Below are 25,894 nucleotides of genomic sequence, written 5' to 3' on the forward strand. Positions count from 1 at the left end.
AAGTGACTTACTATCGGTATGCCTATTGCCGCATTAACTCTTCCAGCTCGAGACCGGTTAAACGCTTTATCTGTTTGAATACATAGATCATGGTGAATATTGTGATTACCATGCAAGGCAAGACAATCACAGGGTAGCTATAGAGGTTCATTGTTCCTAATTCTGAATTGAACGCATCAGTGCCTGATTCGCTCACAACGATCCACTTAGCCAATAAAAAATTGAGTATGGCAGAAAGTAAAAAAGAGCTCGCTAACATCCACGTTGCGTTCTTCATTACGGAGTTGAAGTCGCCTGTTTTCTGTTGCTGAAGTAAGACGGAGTCTACCTTTTCCGTGTCCATAAACGCATCGTTGAACAGAAAGGTTTTAACCAATGGAAATCGAGTGTAGGCCGAAATTATCGTCGCAATTCCGATGATGCTGGGTATTAACGCTTCCTTGTAAGCTATGTATTCCTTTGGTAGCTTCAATATTCCGATGCTTCCTGTTAGTAGGATGCTAATGAAGCCTAACGCTGGGACGAAGCCGACCTTCTTCTTCTGAATAAATTCCCACACTCCGATTCCTAATGGTAAGGAGAGTGCCGCTACGAGTGCCCAGGTAGGCCCAAGCATGTCGTGTCCACTGAGTTTTTTTAGAATGATCGTTGGTATAATCACGCAAAAAATGAGGTCGACAAGAAGACCTCCAGACCCTTTTTGAGAGGATGGTTTAGTAGTTGAGTTTGGTAATTCTTGTTCGGTCATTAGTGTTGTCGCTGGATAGTACTAAATAGGGAGCCAAAAAAGGCGGAGAAGGGCGCTAAAGTGTGGCTCTCTCAAGAGCTAGAATGAGAAGCGCAGGCCGATGGAAGTAGTGTCGAATTTAGCTTCTACATCACCCTCTTCAAGCTCTATGCTTCTAATGTCAAAGGTTAATCCAAGGTTGTTTGTTATAAAAAACTGGGCGCCAGCTCCATAACTCGTTCCTTCATCGATGCTCGGAACGCCAACATTCGCATTCAATTCAAAACGATTAGTGATGTTTATTCTTAATCCTGCTTCCACCCCAACAGTTGTTCCATCCAATTCTTCTGTGAGGTTGCCAAGCCTTCCTTTGAGTTCGTCACGTCTGGCACGAACAAGACCATATAGCTGAGATTGAGGTAACTCGAATGTCATACCAGCAGCCACTGTGCTTATATTATCTTCGATGCTCCCACCAAGCAGCTGATCACTCTCTAGTTCATAGCGTGACGCCTGAATAAAAAAAATGCCCAATTCTAGGCTTGCGTCAAGCGCGAAACCATCTAAGCCTAGGTCGGCAGACAAGTTGCCATCACCAACACTGAAATCGCCATTAGCTATGTATTGAGTGCCTACATAGGTAAAACTCGGCGAATCGCCGAAAGACTGATGTGGGTAAACAGTGGCAGCTAGAATACTGCATATAGTGACTAACTTGGCAAATGACATGATTGAGTGGATGTATGGGTTCTCAGAATTCGCAATGATACTAAAAAAGGAGCTTAATAGAGTCAAAGTTATTTATACTAATGCGATTAATTAGTTAACTCAGTGAGTAGTTTATGCTGAAAACGATCAACCTAGATAAGAAGTACGTTGTTATTGAGGGACCGATTGGCGTTGGTAAATCATCGCTAAGCAAAAAGATGTCTGACACTTTCGGGGGAGAGCTTTTTTTGGAGAAACCAGCTGAAAATCCATTTCTGGCTAAGTTTTATAAGGATCCTGAGCGTTACTCATTGCATACTCAGCTTTATTTCCTTATGCAGCGAGTTAGTCAGCTCTCAGAGCTCGGTGCGGACGCTAAGAATGTCGCCAGACTGCTGGTGGCGGACTTTATGATTGAAAAAGATCCTATATTTGCTCGATTAACATTAAATAGTGAAGAACTGGCGTTATACCAGCAAGTATTTAACAGTTTGGCTATTCCTGAAACTCGAGCGGATTTGGTTGTCTATCTTCAAGCACCGGTAAAAGTCTTAAAGTCACGAATTAAAAAACGGAACATAGGTTTTGAGCAAAGAATCAACGAAGACTATTTGGGAAGGCTCTCTAGCGCGTACACAGACTATTTTCATAACTACACCGCAGCGCCCTTATTGATCGTGAATGCGGCGGACTTTAATCCGATTGAAAATGATCAGCATTTTGCGGCACTCATGTCTCAGATAGCAAAGATACAGGCTGGAAAGCATTTCTTTAACCCTCTAGCTGCTTAATCTATATTAAGCGCCGATAAAACAATTCAGGAGTTCACTATGGCTGTTACCGTCACAAGCATGAAAAAGATGAAGGCAGACAAAGATAAAATCACATGGCTTACAGCCTATGACTATAGTTTTGGGGCATTGGCAGATGCCCAAGGGGTTGACGCAATTTTGGTTGGAGACTCCTTAGGCATGGTAATGCAAGGGCATGAGACGCCGATCCCTGTTTCGATCGAAGACAGTTGCTATCACACGCAATGTGTCGCTCGCGGAGCATCGAATTCGATGATAGTTGGCGATTTGCCGTTTGGAAGCTATCAGATGAATAAAGAGCAGGCTTACGAAAATGCCGTGAAATTAATGCAAGCCGGTGCGCACACGGTGAAGCTTGAAGGTGGAGAACTGCAGGTTGAAACCATAAAGTTCTTAGTGGAGCGTGGCATCGCCGTATGCGCGCATATTGGTCTGACGCCACAATCTGTTCATCAGCTTGGTGGGTTTAAAGTGCAAGGGCGCGGTGTTGCTGCCAAGCAGTTGCTTGAGGACGCCTTGGGAGTGGAGCAAGCTGGCGCCTTTGCTGTGGTGCTAGAGGCAGTGCCGCAAACGCTTGCGCAAGAAATAACGGATCGATTGAGTATACCCACAATTGGTATAGGGGCTGGCCCAGCGTGCGATGGGCAGGTTCTTGTGCTCCAGGACATGCTCGGTATTTATCCTAAAAAGAGCCCTAAGTTTTCTAAAAACTACATGGAGGGTGCTGGTTCGGTACAGGAGGCCGTTTCGAACTACGTTGCGGAAGTGAAACAAGGGGTTTTCCCCACAGAGCAACATAGTTTTAATTAACTCTGTTAGTCTTAATTCACGTATTATCTGGTTGTTCGGGTTGGAATACGCCTGTGCAAACTGGAAAATTTAGGAGCTGGTTTTGAATAAGGTACAACGCGTATCATCATTGAGGGCTGCGGTTCAGGCAGCCAGAAAGGACAGAAAAACGGTTGGGTTTGTGCCCACCATGGGCAATTTGCATCACGGACATTTGGAGCTTGTGCGCGCTGCTCAACAGCGGGCTGATTTTGTTGTGGTGAGCATTTATGTTAACCCAACGCAATTTGGGGCGAATGAAGATCTGGCCAACTACCCGTCCACCCCGGATGAGGATGCGCGCTTACTCGCTGAATTGGGAGTGGATGTTCTATTTTTGCCCGAGCAAACAACCATGTATCCAACTGAGCTGGAAAAGCAAACGGTTGTGTATGTTCCTAATATCGGTGATCTCTATTGTGGTAAGGATCGTCCTGAGCATTTTTATGGCGTGACGACGGTCGTGAGTCGTTTATTTAATATGGTTCAGCCCGACGTAGCGGTCTTTGGTAAAAAAGATTACCAGCAGTTAGCAATCATACGTTGTATGACCAAAGATCTGGCGTATCCAATTCAAATAGTCGGCGTGGATACTGTGCGCAACGAACAGGGCTTAGCACTGTCCTCGCGAAACGGGTATCTGACGGACGAGCAAGTGGAGGCGGCTGCGACGCTGCAAGGTACGCTTCAATGGCTGAAGAAGGAGTTGTCTGAATTTGCCTCTGTAAAATCCAAAAAGAGTTTAAACGTATTAGAATCCGAGGCCAAATTGAGGCTTAAGGCTGTGGGTTTTAAGCCTCAATATATAACAATTGCCCGTCAATCTGACTTGATGCCCGCTAAAAAAGGGGATCGATCATTGGTCGTCGTCGCGGCCGCCCAACTGGGCAAAGCGAGATTAATCGATAATCTTGAGATTGAGCTAACAGACTGAGCTGAGCTTCGCTTGGTTATTTGAGCCAATACCTTGAACCGAGCGATGCTTACTCGTAAAATTCCTCCTCAGAAAAAACAACCCAATATATCGGATTATAGAATGCCTAAAATTACATTTGTCGACTATCAAGGCAATGAAAGGAGTGTCGAAGCAAGCTCTGGTGATACAGTCATGGAGGTGGCGACTTCGAACGATATACCGGGAATTGATGCCGATTGCGGCGGTGCGTGCGCTTGTGCCACCTGTCACGTCTTTGTGAATGAAGAATGGCTGAAGGTGGTCGGGAAGCCCGGTGACCTGGAAGCGGAGATGCTTGAAGTTGCTGAAGAGGTAACCGAGGCCTCAAGGTTGGCTTGCCAAGTGCATATTAGTGATGAGATGGATGGCCTGATCATCACAACGCCTGAAAGTCAGTTCTAGGGTGTTGGCTGAGGTACTTCCATTTTGACGCTCAAAAGTAATCGTGTTTCAAAGGTTATCGTTTATTGAGCTGAGAGTTTGGGTAGTGAGCAGTAATATGTTTAGTTGCTACCCCAAACTTCAACAAAGTCGCTTACTTTTAAATCCGGGACTTTTTTACAGGCCTTTATTTGCCCAATGTAAAGAAACCCAATTATTTTCTGGTCTTTCGTTAGGCCCAATCCTTCCTGCATCGTGGTCTCGAACATCATGCTCCCGGATCGCCATATTGCGCCCAGCCCTTGTGCAAAGGCTGCTGTCATCATCATCTGAGCAGCGGCGCCAGCGGACAGTATCTGTTCGATTTCTGGTACTTTATCGTGCACTTTGATGTCGGCAACCACGGTAATGATGGTCGGGGCTCTCAATGGCTTTGAAAGCAATTTGGTTTTTAGTTCTTCACTGCATTCACCTGCCGGACTGCTTTTTTCCTTTACCGACGCCATAAGCTTGCCAAATGCATGCCGAGCATCACCTTGAATGAGCAAAAATTTCCAAGGTCTGAGGTTTTTGTGGTCACAGGCTCTCAACCCTGCTTTGAATATGTTGTCAAGTTGGTCTTTGGTCGGAGCCGGCGAATCGAGTAAGTTTACCGATATACGGTTATGCAGTGCGCTAATTGCGTCCATGGCTAAAATTTTTAAATTAGGATCAATTTGAAAGCATTATATCTCGCTGTCCAATAAAAAAAGGGCATGGTTTGAAAATTAATTTTGATTCTATTTTCTATGCACTTCCCACAAAAAAAGAAAATATTGGATTTCTATCCTCTAAATATAATCTTGCATAGTGTCTATTTTCTTATGAATACGTATTCATGCGTGAACTTATTGCTGATTTTCGTGCTTGTCCAGGTGGGTTTGACCATTGGATGAGTTTTTTCAGATGGTGGGTTCATGGTTGGGTGAGTATGAATAGGCTGCCCTATTTCCCTGAGAATGTTTCTCTCTATGCTATTAAGTTATTGAAAAGGCGTAACTTAATCGTAGGTTTGGTGTTGTTCCTATTCACCGCCGAGTTCGAGGTGGTCTAATTTTTAATGCTTAGCCAGAAAAATATTAGAGCCGAAATTGTCTAGCGAAACATGCGTCAAGCTAAATAAGTTTGAGACATGTTTTAACAATCGCAAAATTTTGTGTTATCTTAATGAAGTGCGTCTGACCCGCGCATATCGGCTCGGAAAACTATGTATTATGGCTGCTTAAGTAAGCTTTCAATTTAAGCGGTTACTTAGTTGACTAATGTGATTTGACCCATCACTGAATACCGAGCGAGTCATCAAAAAGGAATTGGTGACGAAGCTGGGAAGGAAGTTGCTAGGCGTGACTTTTACTTTCCATAAGGCTCTTGAGTTACCCGCTCAAGGGCCTTTTCTATTTTTTCACTACACGTAATTAACTTGTTCTTATCGAATTCGATATTCTTAAACTTCTTCCGCGCTCAATCACGCCTTGCCAAATACTGTCTCAGTCTCTTTCAAGAGCAAGGGGTTGCCACTAATTTGCTTTAAATGCCTTCAAGGCATCTGACTGGAGTACGTAAATGTTCAACTTTAGGCATTTTCATAATGCAAGAGATTGAACGATTAGAATCAAAAGCCAGTAACTCAGTGTGAAGATTGCTGTGTCTTTAAACAAGTGTTTGATTTAAGACGCCGCATTGTAAATCAAGAGCTTACGAGGGTCTCGAGGTGTCTAAATTCAGACTTCGGGTGTTTTTTTAGGTGTTTCGAACGCGACGGCCGCCGTTTTGTTGGATTTGTTCTCGCTATTTGATGCGCTCTTTTTTCAGAATAGGGCTAAAGATTCAGCTGAAATTGGGTGTTAATTTTCCTGAATTCATCATGGTTACCTAGGTGACACTTTCAGTCAGTTCTGGACATAATGTATTGTTTATAAATATATTTATTCTGTTGTTGATCAAGCTCTTTCTTTAAACCATACTTTATAAATCATATTTTGGTTTAGGGTAATCGGGTAATTTTACGTGGATCGCAGTCAGATCGAAAACATAGTTGAGCTTGCGCAAAAAGGGTGGTTTCAAGGAGTCCCCCACGATGAGGCGAGTCAGTTGGTTCAGCTTTCTAGTTTAAAGGCTCTCCAGCAAGGCGAGTTTGTGTACATGATTGGCAGTCAGCCTGAGAGTGTTTTTTGCATCTTGGAAGGTCAGGTCAAGCTTTCTATCATCGACCCTTCTGGCGAGGAGTTGGTGTTGACCATTTGGGAGAAAGGGCGTTGGTTTGGAGAGGCTTCTTTTGAAGAGCACATGGGGATGCCCCTGGAAGCTCAGGCGATCACCGACGCTAGCATTTTGGTTGTGCCGATCAGTGTGATTGAGCAAACTCTGAGCAATACCGCTCCTTTCTATAAAAATATCATGTTGGATATTATTGCCAGAGCTAAGCTTCTGTATCAGCTGGTGGAGACGCTTATGTTTAAGCCGCTGAACGCCAGAGTTGCTACACGGGTCTTACACTTGGTTGAATTGTTTGGTCAGGATGGTGACGAGGGTGTTGTTTTGCCCGTAAAATTCAGTCAATCGGATTTTGCAAGGATGAGTGGTGGGTCAAGACAGAGGGTTAATCAGATTTTTAGACGATGGGGTGAAGAGGGGATCATTGTTAAGCGTAATAATCGGTACGTTATCACGGATGTGGGCGCGTTAAGAGAAGAGTCTGAAATCAGAATTAGTAATTAGAGTTGAGGTGCGGAGTGTGCGACATTTTTCCTTATGGGCCGATATTAAGCCAAGCTCCACGCATCAATATTGAGTGTTTTAATATTTTGTAGAGATAGTATCAATTCAGAGTTTAGGTTGACTATATCCTTTTAAAACAACCTGTTGGGATACTTGATTGGCTCCCCGAGCTGGACTCGAACCAGCGACCCAATGATTAACAGTCATTTGCTCTACCAACTGAGCTATCGGGGAACAACCTCTCAAGTGACGCGCATAATATTGATTTGGAACTTCTCGGTCAAGCATTTTTTAATTTTTATTTTCATTAGGACGAAGTTTCCATCACAGTAAGCAATTTTAGTGACTTTTGATGCCTGTCATACATTTCTCTAGGTTCTTTTTCGATGTCAGTTTAGTAACTCGGGTTCTGCCTGAGTGAAGAATTTTGAGGTGTGTGGCTAATCGTGAGTTCTTACCGCAAACCAAGAACCCTGCGCTGCGTGCTGACCCATTGGCAAAGAACCTTAATCGTCCGGACTGGTTGAATACAAGCGAAATATCGTTGAGGGCTTCCTTGCTACTTAAGGTTTGATCAAGCTCATCGTATACGTTGTTTTGGTTTAAATCTAAGTAAACTTTCCACCCAGTTGCCGCCCAGTTTGCGTTTCGCTTTGGGGTTTCAACGCATTTACCCGGTTGGGTGTATGAGAGTTGACAAATTAGGACTACCGCGCCGTGACTTAAGGAGGCTGATCGGGCCGTAGCCAAGGAGTCGAGCATGGCTTTAGTCGCAACATTTACTTTTGTTTTGCCTACGATGGAAGCAAAGCTGGGTACGGCAATGAGCGTTAAAGTGGCGAACATCGTTATCGCGATAATCGCTTCGAGAAGCGAAAAGCCTGATTCGACTGCGAAGAGCTGAGTGTTTGATTTGGTATGAATTAATTTTGTATTAGCCATAAATTCCTCCTTGGTAGGCAATGTTTTTCATTCGGACCCATTAATGACGGTAAAGTGCAGGCGAGTGCGGTAGCGTCATTCTTGTGATTGAATGGTTTTCTTCGTAGCCAGCGTCTGAACGCTAGACGGCAAATGTCATATCCTTGACAGGCGTAAATCCTAACGTAGTTTGCCCTGGTGCGCAAATTAACCAGTGGCGTAAAAAACACACCCACGGTATCAGTCTGTTCTATACTTAGCTGCTGGCTAATGCAGCTTGTAGTGTATTAATTTCAAGGCAAAATATGAAAAGAGAATTCCAACTGGTTAGTGACTACACTCCCTCAGGTGATCAACCTCAGGCTATTGAGGCCTTGGTGGATGGGCTGCAAAATGGAGAGGCGTTTCAAACCCTGTTGGGCGTCACGGGCTCGGGTAAGACGTTTACCATGGCGAACGTTATTCAGACAATTCAACGACCTACCATTCTGATGGCACCGAATAAAACATTGGCGGCGCAACTGTATTCAGAGATGCGAGATTTTTTCCCCAATAATTCGGTTGAGTATTTTGTCTCCTACTACGATTACTATCAACCTGAAGCATACGTGCCAAGTTCCGATACGTTTATTGAAAAGGATGCTGCCATCAATGAACACATTGACCAGATGCGACTATCGGCCACAAAGGCAGTGTTAGAAAGAGAAGATGTGATAGTGGTTGCAACCGTGTCGGCGATCTATGGGTTAGGGGATCCACAGTCTTACCATGAGATGATCCTTCATGTGAGTATAGGCGACATTATGGATCAGCGTGCCATTTTAAAGCGGTTAGCTGAGCTGCAATACACCCGAAACGATACTGAGTTAAAAAGAGCAACGTTTCGAGTTCGAGGAGACGTGATTGACATCTTTCCAGCTGAATCGGAAAGATACGCCATCCGAGTGGAGTTGTTTGGTGACGATGTGGATAAAATCTCTCGTTTCGATCCGTTGACTGGGGCTGTTGAAGAAGACCTTAAACGTGTCACGATATTCCCCAAATCTCATTACGTCACTCCCAGAGTAAAAGTGTTGGAAGCTTGTGAGCAAATTCGCGAAGAGCTTCGAGAGCGATTGAGTTACCTTCGCGAGCATGAAAAATTAGTCGAAGCACAACGTCTAGAACAGCGTACTCTATTCGACTTAGAGATGATGCAAGAACTCGGTTACTGTAATGGTATCGAAAACTACTCGAGATATTTGTCGGGCGCTAAGGCTGGTGAAGCGCCACCGACATTGATTAATTATTTGCCTCCGAATGCCATGATGATCTTGGACGAAAGCCACGTAATGGTGCCGCAGCTGGGGGCAATGTATAAAGGAGACAGATCCCGAAAACAAACGTTGGTCGAGTATGGTTTTCGCTTGCCTTCGGCGATGGATAACCGGCCTCTGCAGTTTGAAGAGTTCCGTAATTTGATGCCACAAACAGTCTTTGTGTCGGCGACACCTGGAGACTATGAGTTGGAACAAAATCCAGCAACGGTAGATCAAGTGGTCAGGCCGACGGGGTTGATTGATCCCGAGATAGAAGTTAGACCAGTGGGTACACAAGTTGACGATGTTTTATCTGAGATTACAAAGCGGGTTGCAAAAGATGAGCGGGTATTGATTACGACGCTGACCAAGCGCATGTCTGAGGATTTGACTGATTACTTGACTGACGCGGGCGTGAAAGTTCGATATCTTCATTCTGATATAGATACGGTTGAACGTGTTGAGATAATTCGTGATTTGCGGGCGGGGGAGTTTGATGTTTTGGTGGGCATCAACCTGTTAAGAGAGGGGCTAGATATGCCTGAAGTTTCTCTGGTGGCCATTTTAGACGCCGACAAAGAAGGGTTTTTACGTTCAAAGCGATCCTTGATACAAACCATTGGTCGCGCAGCACGAAACTTGAACGGAAAGGCCATTTTGTACGGAGATCGCATAACGAAGTCGATGAAGTACGCGATTGATGAAACAGACCGCAGAAGGCTTAAGCAGCAAGAGCATAATACCAAGCACGGCATTACTCCTCAGTCGGTGCATAAGGCAGTTAGAGACATTATAGATGGAGCAACCAGTGATGCCGCCGCTCAGGAGATTGCCAGAAAGAAAGTGGAATTTGGCGACATGCCAGACCTGAGCAACCCTAAAGAGCTTGCAAAAGCGCTACAAGTGTTGGAAAAAGAAATGTTTCAACATGCCGAGAATTTGGAGTTTGAAAAAGCGGCGCGCGCGCGTGATCAAATTGAAGAAATAAGATCTCAGTACTTAAAGAGTGCATAAGCCGTGAACAATTCAAGTAAATCGGAGTTGCTAGACTCATTATCCCTAGGTAAAGCGACTGAGTACGGAGGAGATTACGACCCTGGTTTGCTTCAGGCGGTGCCGAGAGTGCTCAATCGGATTGAATTGGGGGTCGAGCACACACAACCGTTTTTTGGAGAGGATGTATGGAATGCGTATGAGCTCTCATGGTTGAACGAAAAAGGAAAGCCGGTGGTGGCGCTAGCCCGGATAAGCATCCCGTTTAACAGTGAATGTTTGGTTGAATCAAAATCGTTGAAGCTGTATTTAAATAGCTTAAATCAAACCCGTTTTGCCAGTATGCGCTCCGTGTTGAATGTCCTAACTCGGGATCTAGAGGCTCTTTTGGATATTCCGGTGACAGTTAATGTGTTTAGTGCCAATGATCTAAGCGAGTTTCGTGTCACAAACATGCCAGGAGAGTGTTTGGATGACCAAGATATCATTGTCAACGAGTACCAGTTAACCCCGTCTCTTTTACAATGCGCGGAGGGTGATAAACACAGGACAACCTCAGAAATCTTGCACAGCCACTTACTTAAATCTAACTGTCTTATTACCAATCAACCAGACTGGGCTACCGTAATTATTGACTACTCTGGACAAGCAATTGATCGAGAAGCGCTTTTGCGATATCTGATTTCGTTTCGCCAACACAATGAGTTCCATGAACAATGTGTCGAACGAATCTTCATGGACTTGCTTCGCACTCATAAGCTGTCTAGGTTATCCGTTCAGGCGTTGTATACTAGGAGAGGTGGGTTGGATATCAATCCGTTTCGTAGTACTGATGAGTCTGCACAGGCTCCTTTGCTGCGTATAAATAGGCAGTAGTGTTTACTCAGTTGTTCAGGAGTTCGGGCCAATGAGATTCCGCGTCTTCAATTAAATCGTCTTTATCTTTGAGCCATCGCTTGTAAACCGATTTACTGTAATTTAAATACAGCTTTTGATCGTGGATCGTAAAGTACTCAGGCTTAATTGATGCCGTTGTGTTCTTGGAAACAGCATAAGCACAATAACCTCCAAACTGAGGGGCGTACTTTTCAGGTGAGGCTATAAATAACGATAGGTTCTCTTGGGTAGAGAACAGCCATTTAGCACCTTTATACTCAAATGCAAACTCCTTCAGGCCTTTGACTGGTTTGTTCTCTGTGAAGTACGCGACTGTGTCGTAGCCTCTGATTGCAGCCCGCTCCTTACCGCCTGAGTAGATGGGTTTTGCCGCGTTGGAGGTGACGGAAATTGCGAGCAAAGTTAGCAGAGTGAATACCGATGTGACTCTCGAAGTTTTCATGGTGTTGGGTATGAATTAATTTATTGAAGTTTTAAGTGGTGGCGCTATTTTTATCTGTATTGCCTACTAGACGGCCAAACATTTCTTGTAGTCCTGAGACAACTGAGCCCTTTGTTTTTTCAACTTTAAAACGTTTATGCGCGGCTTTATGCTTTTTTAAAAATCGGTGGCGTACAAATGCGTTTTCTATGGTGGTCTGAAATCCCGCTAAATCAATCGGCTTGGCCAAATACTTAAACACCTGACCTTGGTTGATTAGATCTACGGCCGTATGGGCATCAAACTCTTCTGTTAGTGCGATCGTGATTATTTCAGGTCGAGCTCTTTTCAATAAATTAATTGTTTGAAGCGCTGTTCGAGTATCCTCCGAAAGTTCAATAACGGCCACGCCAATATTCTTTCTAGACGTTGCGGCTGCCACAGCCTGCTCAATGTTCTGAGTTCCATAAATCATAATCGAGTGATCGCTACAAAATCGTCGTATTTGGTGCCGAATATCCTTAGCTTGTTCCATCATCAGCAAGGCGTGATCCTTAGTTTTGGAATCACTGTCAGCGGAAGTTTTAGTGCTATGCGAACTGAGGGTTTTCTTAAATTGTGCAGAAGCTTCTTGTGTGTCGCTTACGGTGGGCAGTGCTGGAATTTCAGACGCCAGCGCAGCTTCCGCAACCACCTCACGCATTTCGTCATTGCGCCAAGGTTTGTTGATAAATCGGTAAATTTCTCCTTCGTTAATGGAGTCAACGATGGCTTGTTTATCCATGAACCCAGTTAACAGGATGCGCATGGTTTGTGGGTAAAGTTTGGTGACCTGTGCTAAGAACTGATTGCCGAGCATTCCGGGCATGCGCTGATCACTAACCACCACATCAAAGCGAGAGCTTTCCATGATAGATAATGCTTCTATGCCGCTATTGGCGATGGAAACTTCGTATTCTCGACGAAAAATTGCTTTTAGCGCGCTGGTCACACGAGGTTCGTCGTCGACAAAGAGCACTGTGTATTTTCTATCTCGTTCACTCATGGTGTTCATTTTCCTGACTGTTATCCAGCGGGTAAAATTATAGTTATTGTGGTGCCTTTGCCGGGCTCGGAAACCACATCGATCATACCATTGTGGGCTTCAATAATCTTGAAGGCTATAGACATACCAAGACCTGTTCCAACCCCAATTTCTTTCGAAGTAAAAAATGGGTCGAACATTTTGGATTTGGTTTCTTCATCCATTCCAATGCCCTCGTCTTGAAAACTCAAGAGCACTTTATCGTCCTTTTGTCTTGTTAATACGGTCAAGTTGCCACCAGATGGCCCCATAGCTTGGCAAGCGTTAGTAATAACGTTGAGAAACAACTGGTTCAGTTTCGATGGTGTGCAGCACACGTTGGGGAGATCTTGAAATTCTCTAATAACCTGAATGTTGTTTTCTCGTATGTGGTTACTGGCAATGGTGAGTGAGCTCTCGATACAGTCATGTAAGTTAACATGCTCTGTTGCTTGTCTATCTAGGCGCGCAAAATCCTTAAGGCTACTTACAAGTTTTGAAATTTCGACTAAACCATAGGTTCCGTCATCGAGTAATTGCGTGCTTTCTTCAACGAGATCGTTTGCCTCCACGTCCTTGTATTTTTTAAGGACAACCATAAGCTGTTGAGTTATATCCTTATTGTTTCGATCTGTCTTTGATACTTGTTTGTACAAGGCATTGAGTTCAGAGACCATGCCGGACAGATCTTCAATGTTATACTTTAAAGTCTCCACATTGCTTGATACGTATCCTAGCGGCGTATTTATCTCATGTGCCACACCCGCCACCATTTGGCCTAGGGAAGCCATTTTTTCTGACTGAATTAGCTGCTCTTGAGACTCCTGTAATTCCTCATAAGCGGATTTTATTTCTTCCGTTCTGTCCGCGACTTCCTGTTCCAGGAATAAGAAGTTTCGTCGAATTTGGCCGGCGAACGCGATCAATGAAATTAATAGACAGATCCCGTAAACAATGAGGGCGTTTCGGAAGAAGGTAGATCCCTTAATAGCCTGATTGTGATAATTCACATATTCGCGTTCAATGGAATCCAGTAGTGGGCCTGTGTTAAGAGAGATGAGCATTTGATAGCTCGATTGCGATTGAGAGTGATTGTCTAAAATGTCTATAACCGCATTTTTATACTCTGAGAATAAATCCAGTGACTCAGTCGGTGCTTCCACTTGTAAATCGTTCAGTTGACTGACGATTGTATTTCTATCTTTCAGCGATCCGCCGAGTGTTAAATTAAATATTTGCGCATTAGTCTCACCCAACAATCCATTCACCACGTTTTTAGAATCACCAAGGTCCTGAGACTGAATGCGTTCTGTGTAGGACCTTATTTTTGCGATTGCCGCCGACATTGCGCCATTTGATTCTGAGTACGACTCGAGTTCCTCCTCGCGTGACGCATAACTGTCATCAAACTTTTCAACGGCGGCACTCAGTGCAGGGCTCCCTTCGATCTCCTCGAAGAGTGCTTCAAATCTTAAGTTGGAAAATTCTTCACTTAACTGGTAGCTCGTATCAAGCAGCACCTCGTGGTCAAATTCACTGTTAAATCGGGACTGATTGAGCAGAACCAATAGGTTTTTATCCAGAGATTGTAGGTTCTGAATAGACTCGGTTGTTTGTCTGAAAACCGTCTGATCCAGTTTTTCATCTTGCGTGAGCAGTAAGATGCTCAACGCTATCCCTATCAGTGTTAGAACGAGTAGTGTAATCGCGTACTTTTTCATTTTGTTTTACTTTGCGAAGATGGCTTAACCATGTTTACTTTTATCACTTAAAGGCTCAAGTCGAAACAGAGTGCGATCAATTAAGTGGTTGGGTCAATGGCTGATTTATAGGTGATATCCATTAATGTCTTTCTTTGAGACCGAACAACTTAAGAATATATGTCAGGTACGTAAAAATATATCCGATGCGATAGCGGAAAATTTTTGCTGACTACTCTAAACTCTGTAGGCTAAATTTTAGTTCCACTTAAAAGCCGTAATGTTTGATCTCCAAAATATAATGATCGGGCAGTTTAGTCTGTTCACAATATTGTTACTAATCGTGGCTGCGATTGCCGCCGGTTACATCGATACGTTGGTCGGTGGAGGGGGGTTAATTACCATTCCTGCATTACTGGCTGCTGGAGTTTCGCCGGTGGCGGCACTTGGCACGAATAAGTTACAAGCTTGCGCTGGTTCTGGAACGGCTTCGCTGATGTTATGGTCCAAAAAGCAGGTCAGTTTTTCGCTGGTCAAATGGTCGATGTTGACTGCGTTTGTCGGTGGCTTGATAGGTGCTTTTTTGGTGCAATCATTTGATGCCCAAACATTGGAATTGATCATTCCATTGGTTATTGGTTTGATTGTTGCGTACTTTTTATTCGCACCTAAGCCTGACGGTGAAGTGTCCGAGCCGAAGATGTCGCAAAACGCGTACAGAAATACGGCTGTTCCTGTTATTGGTCTATATGACGGTATGTTTGGACCAGCAACGGGGTCATTTTTCGTTCTGGCTGGCGTCAGTTTGAGAGGGCTCAGCATTATTAAAGCGACCGTGATTGCGAAGACGTTAAATTTTGCCACCAATGTGGCATCTTTACTGATCTTTGTATGGTTTGATCAGGTGGCGTACCTTTTAGGGCTATTAATGATGGTTGGACAGTTTGTAGGCGCTACTTTGGGCGCGAGAGCGTTAATGACTATTAATCCGAATGCGTTACGAGGCTTAGTCGTTGGTGTGTGTTTGGTAATGTTGGCAGTTTGGTTGTTTAAACAATAGTGTTGTGTTGTTTTTAGTGCTTGATCGAAATGATTAAATCAATTTGATTGGATCATGATTTATTAACAATAGGTAGGCTGAGGTCATTTTATGTCTGAGAAAATAGCTGAAGAATTTTTGAAGTATAAGCGCGTCATCGCGTCGCTTTTAAGCAAAATTCGTCCGGCGGCGACACGGCAAGATATCGAAGACATTTTACAAGATACGTACATCAATACCTATCAGTCTTCCCTCAAGCAAGAAATATTGTTTCCCAAGGCATTTATGGTGAAGACGGCGATTCGCTTGGCTAACAGAAGTATTCAATTGGCGCGCAGAGTGGATTCAGATGTGGATGTTAGCGAGCAATCCGATGAAAAATTGTTCGCCTACGATGTGGCGACATTTTCTAGTCAAACAGAAAAAGAAGTGCTAAATCGAGAGGACTTTGGGCTGTTGTGTGCAGCGGTCGAAGAGTTGCCAGAACAATGCCGTAAGGTATTTGTTCTAAAGAAGATATACGGCTTGTCTCAGAAGGAAATAGCCAAGAAACTGAGCATATCCGAAAGCACGGTTGAGAAGCATGTAGCGAAAGGGCTATTGCGAACGATGCAATATTACGATAACAAAACTGCCAGCATAGGGCGTGGCGGAACCACTAAAGTAGCCAGTTTGAGTGAGTATAAGCGAGTGAATCAGGTGGGGAAATAATATGAACTCTATAAATTTTCCGAATATGGAACAAGTCGATGAAATGGCCGCTGCTTGGGTTGCTAGGATTGACCGAGGCCTTTCTGTTAGTGAAGAAGATGATCTGTCGTCATGGTTAGAAGAATCACCCGTCAACGGAGAGGCGTTAGTTAAATGTGCGTCTATGTGGGATTTGCTGGATGTTCTTTCTCCGATTGCGAAGCTGATGCCTATTGAATCTTTAGAGCTGCAAGAGCGATCCGTGGTTCGAGAATCAAAGTTTGGCCAAAAAGCTGGGTTTATTCCCTGGGGTATTGCAGCAACCCTTATGATCGCTACTTGGTTTTTCGGTGGTGATAACTTTAATAGTCCAGTTCCTGATACAGCGACCCCAGTTGCCGTTGAGCCTAGCGACCAAACTTCTATTGTCAGTGGTGTGGTTTACCGAACTGCTGTTGGTGAAATGTCACAAGTGACGCTGGACGATGGTAGTAAGCTGCAACTCAATACCGATTCTGAAGTTAGGGTTGATTTCAGTGCGTCAACAAGACAGCTTGAGCTTATTAGTGGCGAAGTGTTTTTTGATGTTGCCAAAGATCCGAGTAAGCCGTTTGTGGTCAACGTGGGTGATGATCAGGTTACCGCTGTTGGTACAGCATTTAATATTGATGCGTTGGTTGGCGGCGATACAGAAGTTCTTGTTACAGAGGGTAAAGTTAAAGTTAACCATAATTCAGATGGGGAGGTTTCTGCCTATCAAGAATTATTTTTAACGCCTGGACAGAGTGTGAAAATTATTGGAAACACACCTGAAATTAAAGATGATCTAGATCCAGAAGCTTTGCTTTCTTGGCGTCAAGGTGTGCTTGTATTTCAAGGTGAGAGTTTGGCTGAGGCTATTAAAGAAATCGATAGGTACACTCCTTTGTCGTTTACGATTATGGATGAAGAGGTGGCAAATGTTTCCGTTGGAGGTTTTTTTAAGGCGGGTGATACGGAGCAGTTATTGCTGATTTTAAAACAAAACTTTGGCGTCAGTTCGACTCGAATTGGCGACGAAATATTACTACACAGTTCTAAATAGTATTTAGGTTGTAGTAGATAAGCGGGAAAAGCACGGCGCAGGCCGTGCTTTTTTTTTTAACGTAAAGTTATTGTCAACATCGCACTGCAACTCTCAGTTAATAATCAACAAAAAAAATAAGAATAAATAGAGGATATGTTGATCCAATCACTCTCTGTAGATGAGGCGCATGAAAATGCGTAGAATGGCAGAATGACCACCATTATTAGAATGTCTCTGCCGCTTATTTCCTTGTGTCTATTGCTGCTGATTTCGACAGTATCTTCAGCAGAAGAACAAGAGCAAGAGCAGTTCTATTTTCATATTCCGCGCCTCTCAGCCGATAAAGCATTGACCCGGTTCGCTAAACAAGCGGGAATAACATTGTTGTTTCCTTTTGCAGATGTGAAAAAGTACAAAACGCGACAGTTGTTTGGTCGCTACAGCATTAGAACCGGCTTAAGTATTATGCTCTCCGGCACTGATATTCATATTAGTGCCGGAATTGGCCCTGAAGATGAGCCCGAGATGATTGAAAAAATGGTCGATGGCTCTGCAACAATAAGATCAGAGGAGTCAAAAATGAAAGATGTTAAAAGTATTTTAGCGCCGAGCATAATCAGCTTGGCGGTTGCCACGGCGGTTAGTGGCCCAACGGCGTTTGCTCAAGAGGAGAACATAAATAACGTCGAGGAACTTGTGGTTCTGGGCAGCAGAAGTGCTAAGTCTAGATCTGCCACGGATTCTCCCGTGCCGGTTGATGTTATCAGTGGTGATGAGCTCTCTTCATTAGGAAACGGGGCTGATCTTACAGACAGCTTAAAGACACTAGTACCTTCTTATACGGCTACACCAGCAACTGGCGATGGGAGTGCTTTTGTACGACCAACATCATTGCGTGGAATGTCCCCTGACCAGACGCTGATATTGGTGAATGGCAAAAGACGTCATCGTTCCGCTCTTGTTCAATTTTTTGCACCAGCAGCTGGTAATGGATCTCATGGTGTAGATGTTGGAATGATCCCTAGTATTGCTTTGAAAAACATTCAAGTGTTGAGAGACGGTGCCGCCGCTCAGTACGGTTCTGATGCGATATCGGGTGTCATGAATTTTGAATTGAAAGACGCCAATGAAGGCGGAGAAATTCAGGCTTCTTATGGTGAGTTTTACGACGGCGAGAGCAGCACCAAAGTCGCAGGTAACTTGGGCTTTAGTGCCGGAGAGAATGGCTTTGTTAACGCGAGCTTTGAATACGTTGATAATGAGGCGTTATCAAGAGGTGTAATCCGCCCAGACGCTCAAGCCCTACTAGATGCTGGGGTGCCAGGAGTGGGAGCGGACTCTCCGTTTGGCGACGCGCCATTTACGCAAACCTGGGGACGACCAGAAACTTCAGGTGGTCGATTATTCATCAACTCCGGGTGGGAGCTGGCGAATGGGGCTGAGATTTACGCATTCGGAAATTATGCGAACACTGATGGCCGCTATCGGTTTTTCTATCGTAACCCATCTCACTCATCGATTGCGGCGTTAGGTCTGCAAGATCAGTTTCCAGCGGGCTATACCCCGTTCTTGGACGGTGAACAGACGGACGTAAGTTTTGTCACAGGGTATCGTGGAGAGTTTGGTGGCGGCACAACCTATGACTTTAGTATTGGGTATGGCAAAAATGAACTCGACTACTTTCTGAATAATTCACTCAACCCTGACTTACCTTTATTGGCGAACGGTTCGGCCGTTAGAGATTTTGACGTAGGCGGATATGAGCAGGAAGAAATTAACGTAAACGCAGACTTTTCAACGGCACTGACTGATAATTTGTCATTGTCTTACGGCGCCGAGTACCGAGAGGAAACATTCACTATATTTACGGGTGATAGCAACGCGATTGTTGGTGCAGGACCAAGTGGCTTTAGACCAACCAGTCCAATTAGTGCAGGCTCGTTTGATCGAGATAACTTTGCGGTTTACGCAGACTTAGAGCACGATATTTCTGATCGTTGGTTAGTTCAATACGCCGTCCGATTCGAAGACTTTTCTGATTTCGGAAGCACTACCAACTGGAAATTAGCCACTCGTTACAATGTGAGTGAAACATTCACTGTAAGGGGCGCTGCTTCGACTGGTTTTCATGCTCCAACTCCAGGGCAGTCTAATATTTCTTCGATCATTACCACGTTTGACGGACGAACTGGTCTTCAAGTTGAAGAGGGCTTGGTGCCAGCAAATTCTGAAGCGGCTCAGCGTGCAGGTGGTACCAACTTGAAGGAAGAAGAATCAACGAACTTAAGTTTGGGATTCACCACTTCATTGGGAAGCGCGTGGGACTTGACCGTGGATTTCTATAGTGTTGAGGTTGACGATCGAATTTATCGAACTGGTGATATTCCGATCCCTGGAACTGACGGACAGACTTTGTCTTTTTACACCAATGCGCTTGAACTAGAACACACTGGTTTTGATGTCGTTTTAAACGGCAGTATCAACTGGGGTGATGTGGATACATCGGTGACGTTTGCATACGCTCATAATGAAATTGATGTGACTGGACAGACCCCGGTTCAAGGGATCAATCCTGTCAGTGATTCTACGATAGAAGATATCGAAAATAACTACCCTGAAGATCGTTTCACGCTCTCCGCTAACACCTATTTTTCTGAAAATGTTAATTTGTTGGCGCGTGCGACCTATTACGGTTCTCACTTTGACGAACGAGGCACGATTAACGGCAGTTTAGGTAATCGTAGCGCTGAAATAGACGCCATAGTCTATTTTGATCTAGAGTTAGGTTGGCAAGTAAATGACAACTTAAAGCTGGTCGTCGGTGGCGCGAATATCTTTGATTCGTTTGTGGATGAAATCGAAAATGATGGAGTATTTGCCAATCGACAAAGCGTAGGTTTGCAATACCCCAGAAGAACAGCAGCAAATTATGAGGGCGGTTCTTGGTACTTTAAAGGCATCTACAACTTTTAAGAATTTTCTCCTATCGTTGTAGACTTTTGACGCCCGCGAACCGGTAACAGTTCGCGGGCTTTTTTTATGATGCGAAGACGCAAAATGTTCGGTTTAAAAAAGACTTGGGAAACCAGCTAAAAGCGCATAGTCTGCGGTTATCGGGCCAATAACTGGATATTGGAGCTGAATTTTATTCTGGACGCTTGTTCGACTTGTATCGTTCTGTTGTTGGCGTTAAAACTCGAATTTATAACAATTTGATCAAGCTCGACGTTCCGGTTGGTAATCGAGTTTGTACAACTAAATGAAATTAACAATGATTGCCTAGCGTAATCGATTAATACTATCCACGAAAATGAAAAGACATTATCTGAGGAGGAGCAATGTCAAATCACGATGAGAGTTTCCTGTCGTCGGTCGAGCGCATGTTTGACCAAGCGGCTGAACTTGTTGGCATACCTGATTATTTGCAACACAAAATCAAGGTATGTAATTCGACTTACACGGTGCGATTTGGTGTGAGGTTACGCAATAAGCTCTATACTTTTACAGGGTATCGGTCAGTGCATTCAGAGCACCGTGAACCGGTAAAAGGGGGGATACGATATTCTCCTCACGCTGATCAAGATGAAGTGGAAGCGCTGGCTTCACTCATGACGTTCAAATGTGCGCTGGTCGAAGCGCCATTTGGTGGATCTAAAGGGGCTCTTGTTATAGACCCTAGCGAATGGGAGCCGCACGAGTTAGAGCGTATCACACGGCGTTTTACTCAAGAGTTAGCTAAGCGCACATTGATAAGCCCGGCACAGAACGTGCCTGCACCAGACATGGGAACGGGTGAACGCGAGATGTCGTGGATGGCTGATGAATATAAACGCCTCTATCCAAACGATCTCAATAGCTGGGGGTGTGTTACAGGTAAGCCAGTGAGTAAAGGTGGTATCAGAGGGCGTGTGGAAGCTACAGGCCGAGGTATTCAGTATGCGTTACAGGAAGCCTTTAGGCATCCAAAAGATATTGAGTGGGCAGGTTTAAGCGGCTCACTCCAAGGCAAGAAGATCATCGTCCAGGGGCTTGGTAATGTGGGCTATCATGCTGCACAATTTCTATCTCAAGAAGATGGAGCCATTATTGTGGGGGTCATGGAGCGAGATGGCGCCGTGCTTGACCAGGGCGGCATCGACATAGATGGTTTGCATAAATACATTCACGACAATGGTGGGGTTAAGGGGTTTAACGGGTACACCCCTAATTCAAACGAAGTGCTAACGTCGGAATGCGATATTTTTATCCCCGCTGCAATGGAGGGGGTTATTACGGCCGATAACGCTAATGATATTAAAGCTAATATCATCATCGAAGCGGCGAACGGGCCGGTAACCTTCACGGCCAACGAAAAGTTACGCGAACGCAACTGTCTGATTATTCCTGATCTTTACGCTAACGCTGGCGGGGTGACGGTTTCGTATTTTGAGTGGGTGAAGAATCTTGGCCATATTAGGTTTGGGCGCATGCAGCGTCGTCAGCATGAAAGGCAAACGTTAGGTATGGTGGATGCAATTGAGGAAATGGTGGGTGTGAAATTCCCTCAAGACAAACTCGAGAAGATCATAGAAGGCCCAACTGAGTTGGACTTGGTCCGATCTGGACTTGATGATGTTATGCGCGAAGGCTATCAAGTCATTAGTGAAAAATGGAATAATGATTCTCGAATTCCTGACTTAAGGACTGCCGCTATGATGATAGCGATTGAGCGAATAAGGGACTCTTATTCATCACTCGGCATCTGATTTCTCAGTGCTTACTTAGGCGAGGAACAACGCTGAATCAAAAAGGCCCAGTAAGATATTATCTTACTGGGCCTTTCTTTTTATTACATAGAGTTTGCTCTAGACAGCCCTATCCATTGTTGATGTGAATTTCTTCCAGATGCCCTGCGTCCGGATCATTGAATGTGTCTAGGTCCATTTTTCCTTCGCTCTTCGCGACGATCGACGTAACCACGGTGTCTCCTGTTACATTAACCGCAGTTCGAGTCATATCTAAAAGCCTGTCAACGCCCATAATCAGGCCGATGGCGGCAACGGGAAGGTTCACTTGTTCAAACACAAGCGTTAACATTACCAACCCAACTGACGGTACGGCCGCGGTGCCAATTGAGGCGAGTACGGCCGTTAAAACGACAATGGCATAACCCTGCATGCCGAGTTCGATTCCATAAAGATTGGCGATAAATACGGTAGCTACGCCCTGCATGATCGCAGTGCCGTCCATATTTATTGTCGCACCAAATGGTACGCTAAATGAAGATATGGCTCTGTCTACGCCTAATCTGTTCTGAACGGTGCGAAGGGTGACCGGGATGGTGGCGCCTGAGCTTGCCGTGCTAAATGCAAAAATTTGAGCGCTTCTTATCTTGCTTAAGAACAATCGTAGGTTTAACCCCGTGAATGCCTTTAAGATGATCATCTGCGTGACAAAAGCATGAAACAATAGAGCGATCACTACAACCGAAAAATACCCAATTAAGTCAGCAATAAGGTCGATGCCCACATCAGCAATGGCCTTACCTAAGAGGCAAAAAACCGCATAAGGAGCGAACCACATCACCATTTCCACCATCTTCATGACGATTTTGTTCATTTGCTCTATGAAGTTGATCGTCTCTTTTGTCTCTTCTTTGATGCTTAAGGCCGCAATTCCAAAAAAGATTGAGAAAAAGATAATGGCGAGCATGTCGCCAGAGGCGAACGCTTTGAAAATATTCGTTGGAACGATTCCAATCAAAATGTCCAACGTGCTTGCGCCAGCAGAGCGACCAGCAAAATCGATGTCTTGAGGAGGTGTGCCACCTTCGCCTATCCCCATTATCGCTGCTAAGCTTATTGCTGTGGCAATGGCGATTGCTGTGGTGGCTATGTATAGGGCGATGCTTTTAGTGCCGACTTTACCTAACAGCTTGATGTCTCCAATTGCAAAAACACCCGGAATTAGAGAAAAGATAACCAATGGAACCACGAGCATTTTTAGTGCATTGACAAACAATTTCCCGCCAGCATAAAAAACGCCATCCACAATGTTTGTGTTAAGCCAAGCGTTATCGAGTCCGTTTAGTACTCCGCCGGCCACGATGCCGAGCACGAGTCCAAGTAAGACCTTGTTGGTCAAATTCATAGGTTCGCTCCTGTTTGTTATTGCTGCCTGGCCGAAAGGCTTATTTTTGAGTCGGCCGATAAGATCGTAAGTCTATACTAAGTAGAGGCCAAATTTGAATTAATCCTCTATCGGATATCCTTTTGCGAAGTCTTGGAAGTGAACGTCTAGTTTCGCCTTTGCCAAGCTCTATAAATCAAAACGGCCGCATCATGCGGCCGTTTATTAGTGCGTTTTGGAGGAGTGTCTATTTAAGAAATTTGCTAGCCAAGCTAGCTAAGCCACCGATTCCGCCGACTGAATCAAGCAAGTTACCACCGCTTGATGATTTGTCGACCATTTGCGGGATCATTTCTTGTAGGCCGCGAAGCAGGTCGTTTTTATCCGCTCCGAGTTGGCTGGCGGCTTGCTCTACCTTATCTGAGCCCAATAAATCAGTAATTTGAGAACGAGAGATATGGTCATTGTCTCCGTCGCCCAACCACGATTTAGCGATGTCACCTAAACCGCTATTTTGAAGGTTCCCTACTAATGCACCTAGGTCTACGCCTTGCTTGTCTGAGCCGCCACCCAGTAGGCTTCCTACGACAGAGCCTAGTAAATCATTATTAGCGCCGGCAGAGCCCCCTAGTTTTTGACCCAGAATTTGAGTCGCCATTTGCATTAAATCCATGCTTTTTACCTCGATTAATGATGGTTGAAGCGGTTTTGAAACCGCAATTGCACGACAAGTATGCTGGTAACAACGCAAATTGCAATCGTGCAAACTTCAACCTAGGAAAAGAATTGTTAAAAATGCATTGAAATCACATTTAATCATAGGCTAGAATCGCGCTCCTGCAATAAAGTGCAGGCGCGTAGCTCAGTTGGTTAGAGCACCACCTTGACATGGTGGGGGTCGTTGGTTCGAATCCAATCGCGCCTACCAGTTTTTAAAAAAACGCTAGGTACATCAGTATCTGGCGTTTTTTTTGATTTTTTTGACTTTTTAAGCGGATTTAGTGGTGCAAGCTATTGAGGGGATGTTCATTCCACATTAAAATTCGCGCCCAGAGTGTATAAAGTCCGCGTTGGGCGGAATTGAGCACTAAAATTAAATTGAATTATTGAGGTATTACCATAGCCACTAAAAAGCAACAGCGCATGAATCAAAAGATAACTGCGCCTACCATACGATTAATTGACCAAAATGGTGATCAAGCAGGTATTGTGAGCCGTGATGAAGCGTTAAAGAAAGCGCAAGATGCAGGACTGGATTTGGTGGAGATTTCCCCGAATGCAGACCCGCCTGTGTGTCGTGTGATGGATTATGGTAAGTTTTTGTATGAAGACAGTAAGCGTAAAGCAGCTGCTCGAAAAAACCAAAAACAAACTCAGGTTAAAGAAATTAAGTTCCGCCCAGGCACAGACATTGGTGACTACAACATCAAGCTTGGAAAACTTCAGAAATTTTTGGAGGGTGGAGACAAGACTAAGGTGACAATTCGCTTCCGTGGCCGTGAAATGGCTCACAAAGACCTTGGCATGAAATTGCTAAAGCGAGTTGAAGCAGATTTAGTAGAGTACGGTTCTGTAGAACAGTACCCTAAGTTAGAAGGCCGTCAAATGGTGATGGTTCTAGGGCCGCTAAAGAAGTAGTAGTTTCGTGAACAAACAAGTCAATGCCTGTTTGTTTATCGAAAAGTCTTTAGTGTGAGCTCACTCATGGCTAGCGAAGTCAACTTTTAAACTCGCTAAGCTTAATATTAATTGGCAATGGTGCTGATGCATCTGGAGTTATTATGCCGAAAATTAAAAGTAACAGTGGCGCCGCTAAGCGCTTCAAAAAAACGGGTAGCGGTAAATTCAAACGCTCTCAATCTCATTTGCGTCATATTTTGACCAAGAAATCCACTAAGCGTAAGCGTCATCTTCGTGGTACGACCACGGCCAAAGATTGCGATGCAAAGTTGATTCAACGCATGCTGCCTTACTCGTAAGACACATCACAAATAGAGATTAGGAAAGCAGTGGAATGCTTCTTTCCAGGAGAAAAAAATGCCTAGAGTAAAACGTGGTGTTACCGCCCGAGCAAAACATAAAAAAGTAATCGCCCAAGCTAAGGGCTATCGAGGACGTAATAAAAACGTCTTCCGTGTAGCCAAGCAAGCTGTCACACGTGCAGGTCAATACGAATATCGCGATCGTCGTCAACGAAAGCGTCAGTTCCGTCGTTTATGGATCACTCGTATCTCTGCAGCAGCGAAGTTGAATGCGATGAACTACAGTACTTTCATTAACGGCCTGAGCAAGGCTGGTATCGAATTGGATCGTAAAGTTCTTGCTGATATTGCTGTTCATGATGCTGCTGCGTTCTCGCAGCTTGCGGAACAAGCTAAAGCGGCCTTAGCGGCTTAAGGCTTACTTTTTAAGTACGCTGCTTCGTCGGGGTTGCTTTGTGCGATGCCGACTGCAACAAAAAAGGAAGGCTGCGGCCTTCCTTTTTTGTTAATAGGGAAGACTGAATGTTGCTAGTGAGTAATTAGCAATA

At 44.5% G+C, this 25,894-nt stretch carries 25 protein-coding genes and 2 tRNA genes; 17 read left to right on the plus strand and 10 right to left on the minus strand.

Annotated elements, in window-relative coordinates; genetic code table 11:
- Positions 1-22: 22 nt before the first annotated feature.
- Together ABWW54_RS12510 and ABWW54_RS12515 are read right to left on the minus strand one after the other, a co-directional pair.
- Complete coding sequence (locus ABWW54_RS12510; RefSeq protein WP_353412638.1) at positions 23-748, minus strand: VC0807 family protein; 726 nt, start codon at positions 746-748, stop codon at positions 23-25.
- A gap of 78 nt (positions 749-826) precedes the next feature.
- Complete coding sequence (locus ABWW54_RS12515; RefSeq protein ID WP_353412639.1) at positions 827-1,456, minus strand: putative outer membrane beta-barrel protein; 630 nt, start codon at positions 1,454-1,456, stop codon at positions 827-829.
- A 113-nt stretch (positions 1,457-1,569) separates the two neighbouring features.
- On the opposite strand from ABWW54_RS12515, the gene ABWW54_RS12520 reads away from it, so the two are divergent.
- The 4 genes from ABWW54_RS12520 to ABWW54_RS12535 all read left to right on the plus strand — a co-directional run bounded on the left by ABWW54_RS12520 (position 1,570) and on the right by ABWW54_RS12535 (position 4,432).
- The gene (locus ABWW54_RS12520; RefSeq protein ID WP_353412641.1) at positions 1,570-2,226 is read left to right on the plus strand and encodes a deoxynucleoside kinase; all 657 of its coding nucleotides are present in this window, start codon (positions 1,570-1,572) and stop codon (positions 2,224-2,226) included.
- A 39-nt stretch (positions 2,227-2,265) separates the two neighbouring features.
- The gene (gene panB, locus ABWW54_RS12525) at positions 2,266-3,057 is read left to right on the plus strand and encodes a 3-methyl-2-oxobutanoate hydroxymethyltransferase (RefSeq protein ID WP_353412642.1); all 792 of its coding nucleotides are present in this window, start codon (positions 2,266-2,268) and stop codon (positions 3,055-3,057) included.
- 82 nt (positions 3,058-3,139) lie between these two features.
- The gene (panC, locus tag ABWW54_RS12530; protein ID WP_353412643.1) at positions 3,140-4,009 is read left to right on the plus strand and encodes a pantoate--beta-alanine ligase; all 870 of its coding nucleotides are present in this window, start codon (positions 3,140-3,142) and stop codon (positions 4,007-4,009) included.
- Between the two features lie 102 nt (positions 4,010-4,111).
- Positions 4,112-4,432: a 2Fe-2S iron-sulfur cluster-binding protein gene (locus ABWW54_RS12535; protein ID WP_353412644.1), complete on the plus strand. Its 321-nt coding sequence runs from the start codon at positions 4,112-4,114 to the stop codon at positions 4,430-4,432.
- 101 nt (positions 4,433-4,533) lie between these two features.
- On the opposite strand, the gene ABWW54_RS12540 is transcribed toward ABWW54_RS12535, so the two are convergent.
- Positions 4,534-5,100: a nitroreductase family protein gene (locus ABWW54_RS12540; RefSeq protein ID WP_353412645.1), complete on the minus strand. Its 567-nt coding sequence runs from the start codon at positions 5,098-5,100 to the stop codon at positions 4,534-4,536.
- 188 nt (positions 5,101-5,288) lie between these two features.
- On the opposite strand from ABWW54_RS12540, the gene ABWW54_RS12545 reads away from it, so the two are divergent.
- Together ABWW54_RS12545 and ABWW54_RS12550 are read left to right on the plus strand one after the other, a co-directional pair.
- The gene (locus ABWW54_RS12545; protein ID WP_353412646.1) at positions 5,289-5,504 is read left to right on the plus strand and encodes a hypothetical protein; all 216 of its coding nucleotides are present in this window, start codon (positions 5,289-5,291) and stop codon (positions 5,502-5,504) included.
- 953 nt (positions 5,505-6,457) lie between these two features.
- A complete protein-coding gene (locus tag ABWW54_RS12550; protein WP_353412648.1) occupies positions 6,458-7,168 on the plus strand; it encodes a Crp/Fnr family transcriptional regulator in 711 nt (236 codons plus the stop codon).
- A gap of 158 nt (positions 7,169-7,326) precedes the next feature.
- Here the strand turns inward: ABWW54_RS12550 and ABWW54_RS12555 are convergent.
- Positions 7,327-7,402: transfer RNA gene (locus ABWW54_RS12555), tRNA-Asn, on the minus strand.
- 105 nt (positions 7,403-7,507) lie between these two features.
- Positions 7,508-8,110 (minus strand): GspH/FimT family pseudopilin, encoded by a 603-nt coding sequence (locus tag ABWW54_RS12560; protein WP_353412649.1) that lies wholly within the window; start codon positions 8,108-8,110, stop codon positions 7,508-7,510.
- 284 nt (positions 8,111-8,394) lie between these two features.
- Between ABWW54_RS12560 and uvrB the strand changes: the two genes are divergently transcribed.
- The gene (gene uvrB, locus ABWW54_RS12565; protein WP_353412651.1) at positions 8,395-10,401 is read left to right on the plus strand and encodes an excinuclease ABC subunit UvrB; all 2,007 of its coding nucleotides are present in this window, start codon (positions 8,395-8,397) and stop codon (positions 10,399-10,401) included.
- A 3-nt stretch (positions 10,402-10,404) separates the two neighbouring features.
- Complete coding sequence (queF, locus tag ABWW54_RS12570; RefSeq protein ID WP_353412652.1) at positions 10,405-11,256, plus strand: NADPH-dependent 7-cyano-7-deazaguanine reductase QueF; 852 nt, start codon at positions 10,405-10,407, stop codon at positions 11,254-11,256.
- A 7-nt stretch (positions 11,257-11,263) separates the two neighbouring features.
- On the opposite strand, the gene ABWW54_RS12575 is transcribed toward queF, so the two are convergent.
- Genes ABWW54_RS12575 through ABWW54_RS12585 form a run of 3 tightly spaced genes read right to left on the minus strand, consistent with a single transcriptional unit; the run spans position 11,264 to position 14,482 of the window.
- Positions 11,264-11,719, minus strand: a complete 456-nt coding sequence (locus ABWW54_RS12575) for a YHS domain-containing (seleno)protein (RefSeq protein ID WP_353412654.1) — start codon at positions 11,717-11,719, stop codon at positions 11,264-11,266.
- 31 nt (positions 11,720-11,750) lie between these two features.
- Positions 11,751-12,743: a response regulator gene (locus ABWW54_RS12580; RefSeq protein WP_353412655.1), complete on the minus strand. Its 993-nt coding sequence runs from the start codon at positions 12,741-12,743 to the stop codon at positions 11,751-11,753.
- A gap of 20 nt (positions 12,744-12,763) precedes the next feature.
- A complete protein-coding gene (locus tag ABWW54_RS12585) occupies positions 12,764-14,482 on the minus strand; it encodes a sensor histidine kinase (RefSeq protein ID WP_353412656.1) in 1,719 nt (572 codons plus the stop codon).
- Positions 14,483-14,741: 259 nt separating this feature from the next.
- Between ABWW54_RS12585 and ABWW54_RS12590 the strand changes: the two genes are divergently transcribed.
- From ABWW54_RS12590 to ABWW54_RS12610, 5 genes are all read left to right on the plus strand, one after another.
- Entirely contained in the window at positions 14,742-15,521 is a 780-nt protein-coding gene (locus tag ABWW54_RS12590; RefSeq protein ID WP_353412657.1) for a TSUP family transporter, read from the plus strand.
- 90 nt (positions 15,522-15,611) lie between these two features.
- The gene (locus tag ABWW54_RS12595; RefSeq protein ID WP_353412658.1) at positions 15,612-16,211 is read left to right on the plus strand and encodes an RNA polymerase sigma factor; all 600 of its coding nucleotides are present in this window, start codon (positions 15,612-15,614) and stop codon (positions 16,209-16,211) included.
- Position 16,212: 1 nt separating this feature from the next.
- Positions 16,213-17,274, plus strand: a complete 1,062-nt coding sequence (locus ABWW54_RS12600) for a FecR family protein (protein ID WP_353412659.1) — start codon at positions 16,213-16,215, stop codon at positions 17,272-17,274.
- Between the two features lie 192 nt (positions 17,275-17,466).
- Positions 17,467-20,229 carry a TonB-dependent receptor plug domain-containing protein gene (locus ABWW54_RS12605; protein WP_353412660.1) on the plus strand — a complete coding sequence of 921 codons (2,763 nt, stop codon included), beginning with the start codon at positions 17,467-17,469 and terminating at the stop codon, positions 20,227-20,229.
- Between the two features lie 365 nt (positions 20,230-20,594).
- On the plus strand, positions 20,595-22,001 hold the full coding sequence (locus ABWW54_RS12610; RefSeq protein WP_353412661.1) for a Glu/Leu/Phe/Val family dehydrogenase: 1,407 nt from the start codon (positions 20,595-20,597) through the stop codon (positions 21,999-22,001).
- Positions 22,002-22,110: 109 nt separating this feature from the next.
- Here ABWW54_RS12610 and ABWW54_RS12615 read toward each other — a convergent pair whose 3' ends face one another.
- Both ABWW54_RS12615 and ABWW54_RS12620 read right to left on the minus strand, forming a co-directional pair.
- Positions 22,111-23,385, minus strand: coding sequence for a dicarboxylate/amino acid:cation symporter (locus tag ABWW54_RS12615; protein WP_353412662.1), 1,275 nt, complete (start codon positions 23,383-23,385; stop codon positions 22,111-22,113).
- Between the two features lie 226 nt (positions 23,386-23,611).
- Entirely contained in the window at positions 23,612-24,037 is a 426-nt protein-coding gene (locus ABWW54_RS12620; RefSeq protein ID WP_353412663.1) for a YidB family protein, read from the minus strand.
- A gap of 178 nt (positions 24,038-24,215) precedes the next feature.
- Here ABWW54_RS12620 and ABWW54_RS12625 point away from each other — a divergent pair.
- The 4 genes from ABWW54_RS12625 to rplT all read left to right on the plus strand — a co-directional run bounded on the left by ABWW54_RS12625 (position 24,216) and on the right by rplT (position 25,761).
- Positions 24,216-24,292 (plus strand) — tRNA-Val (locus ABWW54_RS12625).
- 191 nt (positions 24,293-24,483) lie between these two features.
- Positions 24,484-25,002 carry a translation initiation factor IF-3 gene (gene infC, locus ABWW54_RS12630; RefSeq protein ID WP_353412731.1) on the plus strand — a complete coding sequence of 173 codons (519 nt, stop codon included), beginning with the start codon at positions 24,484-24,486 and terminating at the stop codon, positions 25,000-25,002.
- 143 nt (positions 25,003-25,145) lie between these two features.
- Positions 25,146-25,343 (plus strand): 50S ribosomal protein L35, encoded by a 198-nt coding sequence (gene rpmI, locus ABWW54_RS12635; RefSeq protein WP_353412664.1) that lies wholly within the window; start codon positions 25,146-25,148, stop codon positions 25,341-25,343.
- A gap of 58 nt (positions 25,344-25,401) precedes the next feature.
- Positions 25,402-25,761, plus strand: a complete 360-nt coding sequence (gene rplT / locus ABWW54_RS12640) for a 50S ribosomal protein L20 (protein WP_353412665.1) — start codon at positions 25,402-25,404, stop codon at positions 25,759-25,761.
- Positions 25,762-25,894: the final 133 nt, after the last annotated feature.

This window comes from Arenicella sp. 4NH20-0111 (assembly GCF_040366405.1).
Taxonomy (GTDB): domain Bacteria; phylum Pseudomonadota; class Gammaproteobacteria; order Arenicellales; family Arenicellaceae; genus Arenicella.

Bases quoted from the DNA above. Each gene is read 5' to 3' on its own strand.
- ABWW54_RS12575 (WP_353412654.1), bottom strand. From the start codon at position 11,719: ATGAAAACTTCGAGAGTCACATCGGTATTCACTCTGCTAACTTTGCTC.
- ABWW54_RS12535 (WP_353412644.1), top strand. From the start codon at position 4,112: ATGCCTAAAATTACATTTGTCGACTATCAAGGCAATGAAAGGAGTGTC.
- rpmI (WP_353412664.1), top strand. From the start codon at position 25,146: ATGCCGAAAATTAAAAGTAACAGTGGCGCCGCTAAGCGCTTCAAAAAA.
- ABWW54_RS12520 (WP_353412641.1), top strand. From the start codon at position 1,570: ATGCTGAAAACGATCAACCTAGATAAGAAGTACGTTGTTATTGAGGGA.
- rplT (WP_353412665.1), top strand. From the start codon at position 25,402: ATGCCTAGAGTAAAACGTGGTGTTACCGCCCGAGCAAAACATAAAAAA.
- ABWW54_RS12600 (WP_353412659.1), top strand. From the start codon at position 16,213: ATGAACTCTATAAATTTTCCGAATATGGAACAAGTCGATGAAATGGCC.
- ABWW54_RS12605 (WP_353412660.1), top strand. From the start codon at position 17,467: ATGACCACCATTATTAGAATGTCTCTGCCGCTTATTTCCTTGTGTCTA.
- ABWW54_RS12560 (WP_353412649.1), bottom strand. From the start codon at position 8,110: ATGGCTAATACAAAATTAATTCATACCAAATCAAACACTCAGCTCTTC.
- uvrB (WP_353412651.1), top strand. From the start codon at position 8,395: ATGAAAAGAGAATTCCAACTGGTTAGTGACTACACTCCCTCAGGTGAT.
- ABWW54_RS12585 (WP_353412656.1), bottom strand. From the start codon at position 14,482: ATGAAAAAGTACGCGATTACACTACTCGTTCTAACACTGATAGGGATA.
- ABWW54_RS12540 (WP_353412645.1), bottom strand. From the start codon at position 5,100: ATGGACGCAATTAGCGCACTGCATAACCGTATATCGGTAAACTTACTC.
- ABWW54_RS12590 (WP_353412657.1), top strand. From the start codon at position 14,742: ATGTTTGATCTCCAAAATATAATGATCGGGCAGTTTAGTCTGTTCACA.
- ABWW54_RS12580 (WP_353412655.1), bottom strand. From the start codon at position 12,743: ATGAGTGAACGAGATAGAAAATACACAGTGCTCTTTGTCGACGACGAA.
- ABWW54_RS12510 (WP_353412638.1), bottom strand. From the start codon at position 748: ATGACCGAACAAGAATTACCAAACTCAACTACTAAACCATCCTCTCAA.
- ABWW54_RS12615 (WP_353412662.1), bottom strand. From the start codon at position 23,385: ATGAATTTGACCAACAAGGTCTTACTTGGACTCGTGCTCGGCATCGTG.
- ABWW54_RS12620 (WP_353412663.1), bottom strand. From the start codon at position 24,037: ATGGATTTAATGCAAATGGCGACTCAAATTCTGGGTCAAAAACTAGGG.
- panB (WP_353412642.1), top strand. From the start codon at position 2,266: ATGGCTGTTACCGTCACAAGCATGAAAAAGATGAAGGCAGACAAAGAT.
- ABWW54_RS12595 (WP_353412658.1), top strand. From the start codon at position 15,612: ATGTCTGAGAAAATAGCTGAAGAATTTTTGAAGTATAAGCGCGTCATC.
- ABWW54_RS12545 (WP_353412646.1), top strand. From the start codon at position 5,289: ATGCGTGAACTTATTGCTGATTTTCGTGCTTGTCCAGGTGGGTTTGAC.
- ABWW54_RS12515 (WP_353412639.1), bottom strand. From the start codon at position 1,456: ATGTCATTTGCCAAGTTAGTCACTATATGCAGTATTCTAGCTGCCACT.
- ABWW54_RS12610 (WP_353412661.1), top strand. From the start codon at position 20,595: ATGTCAAATCACGATGAGAGTTTCCTGTCGTCGGTCGAGCGCATGTTT.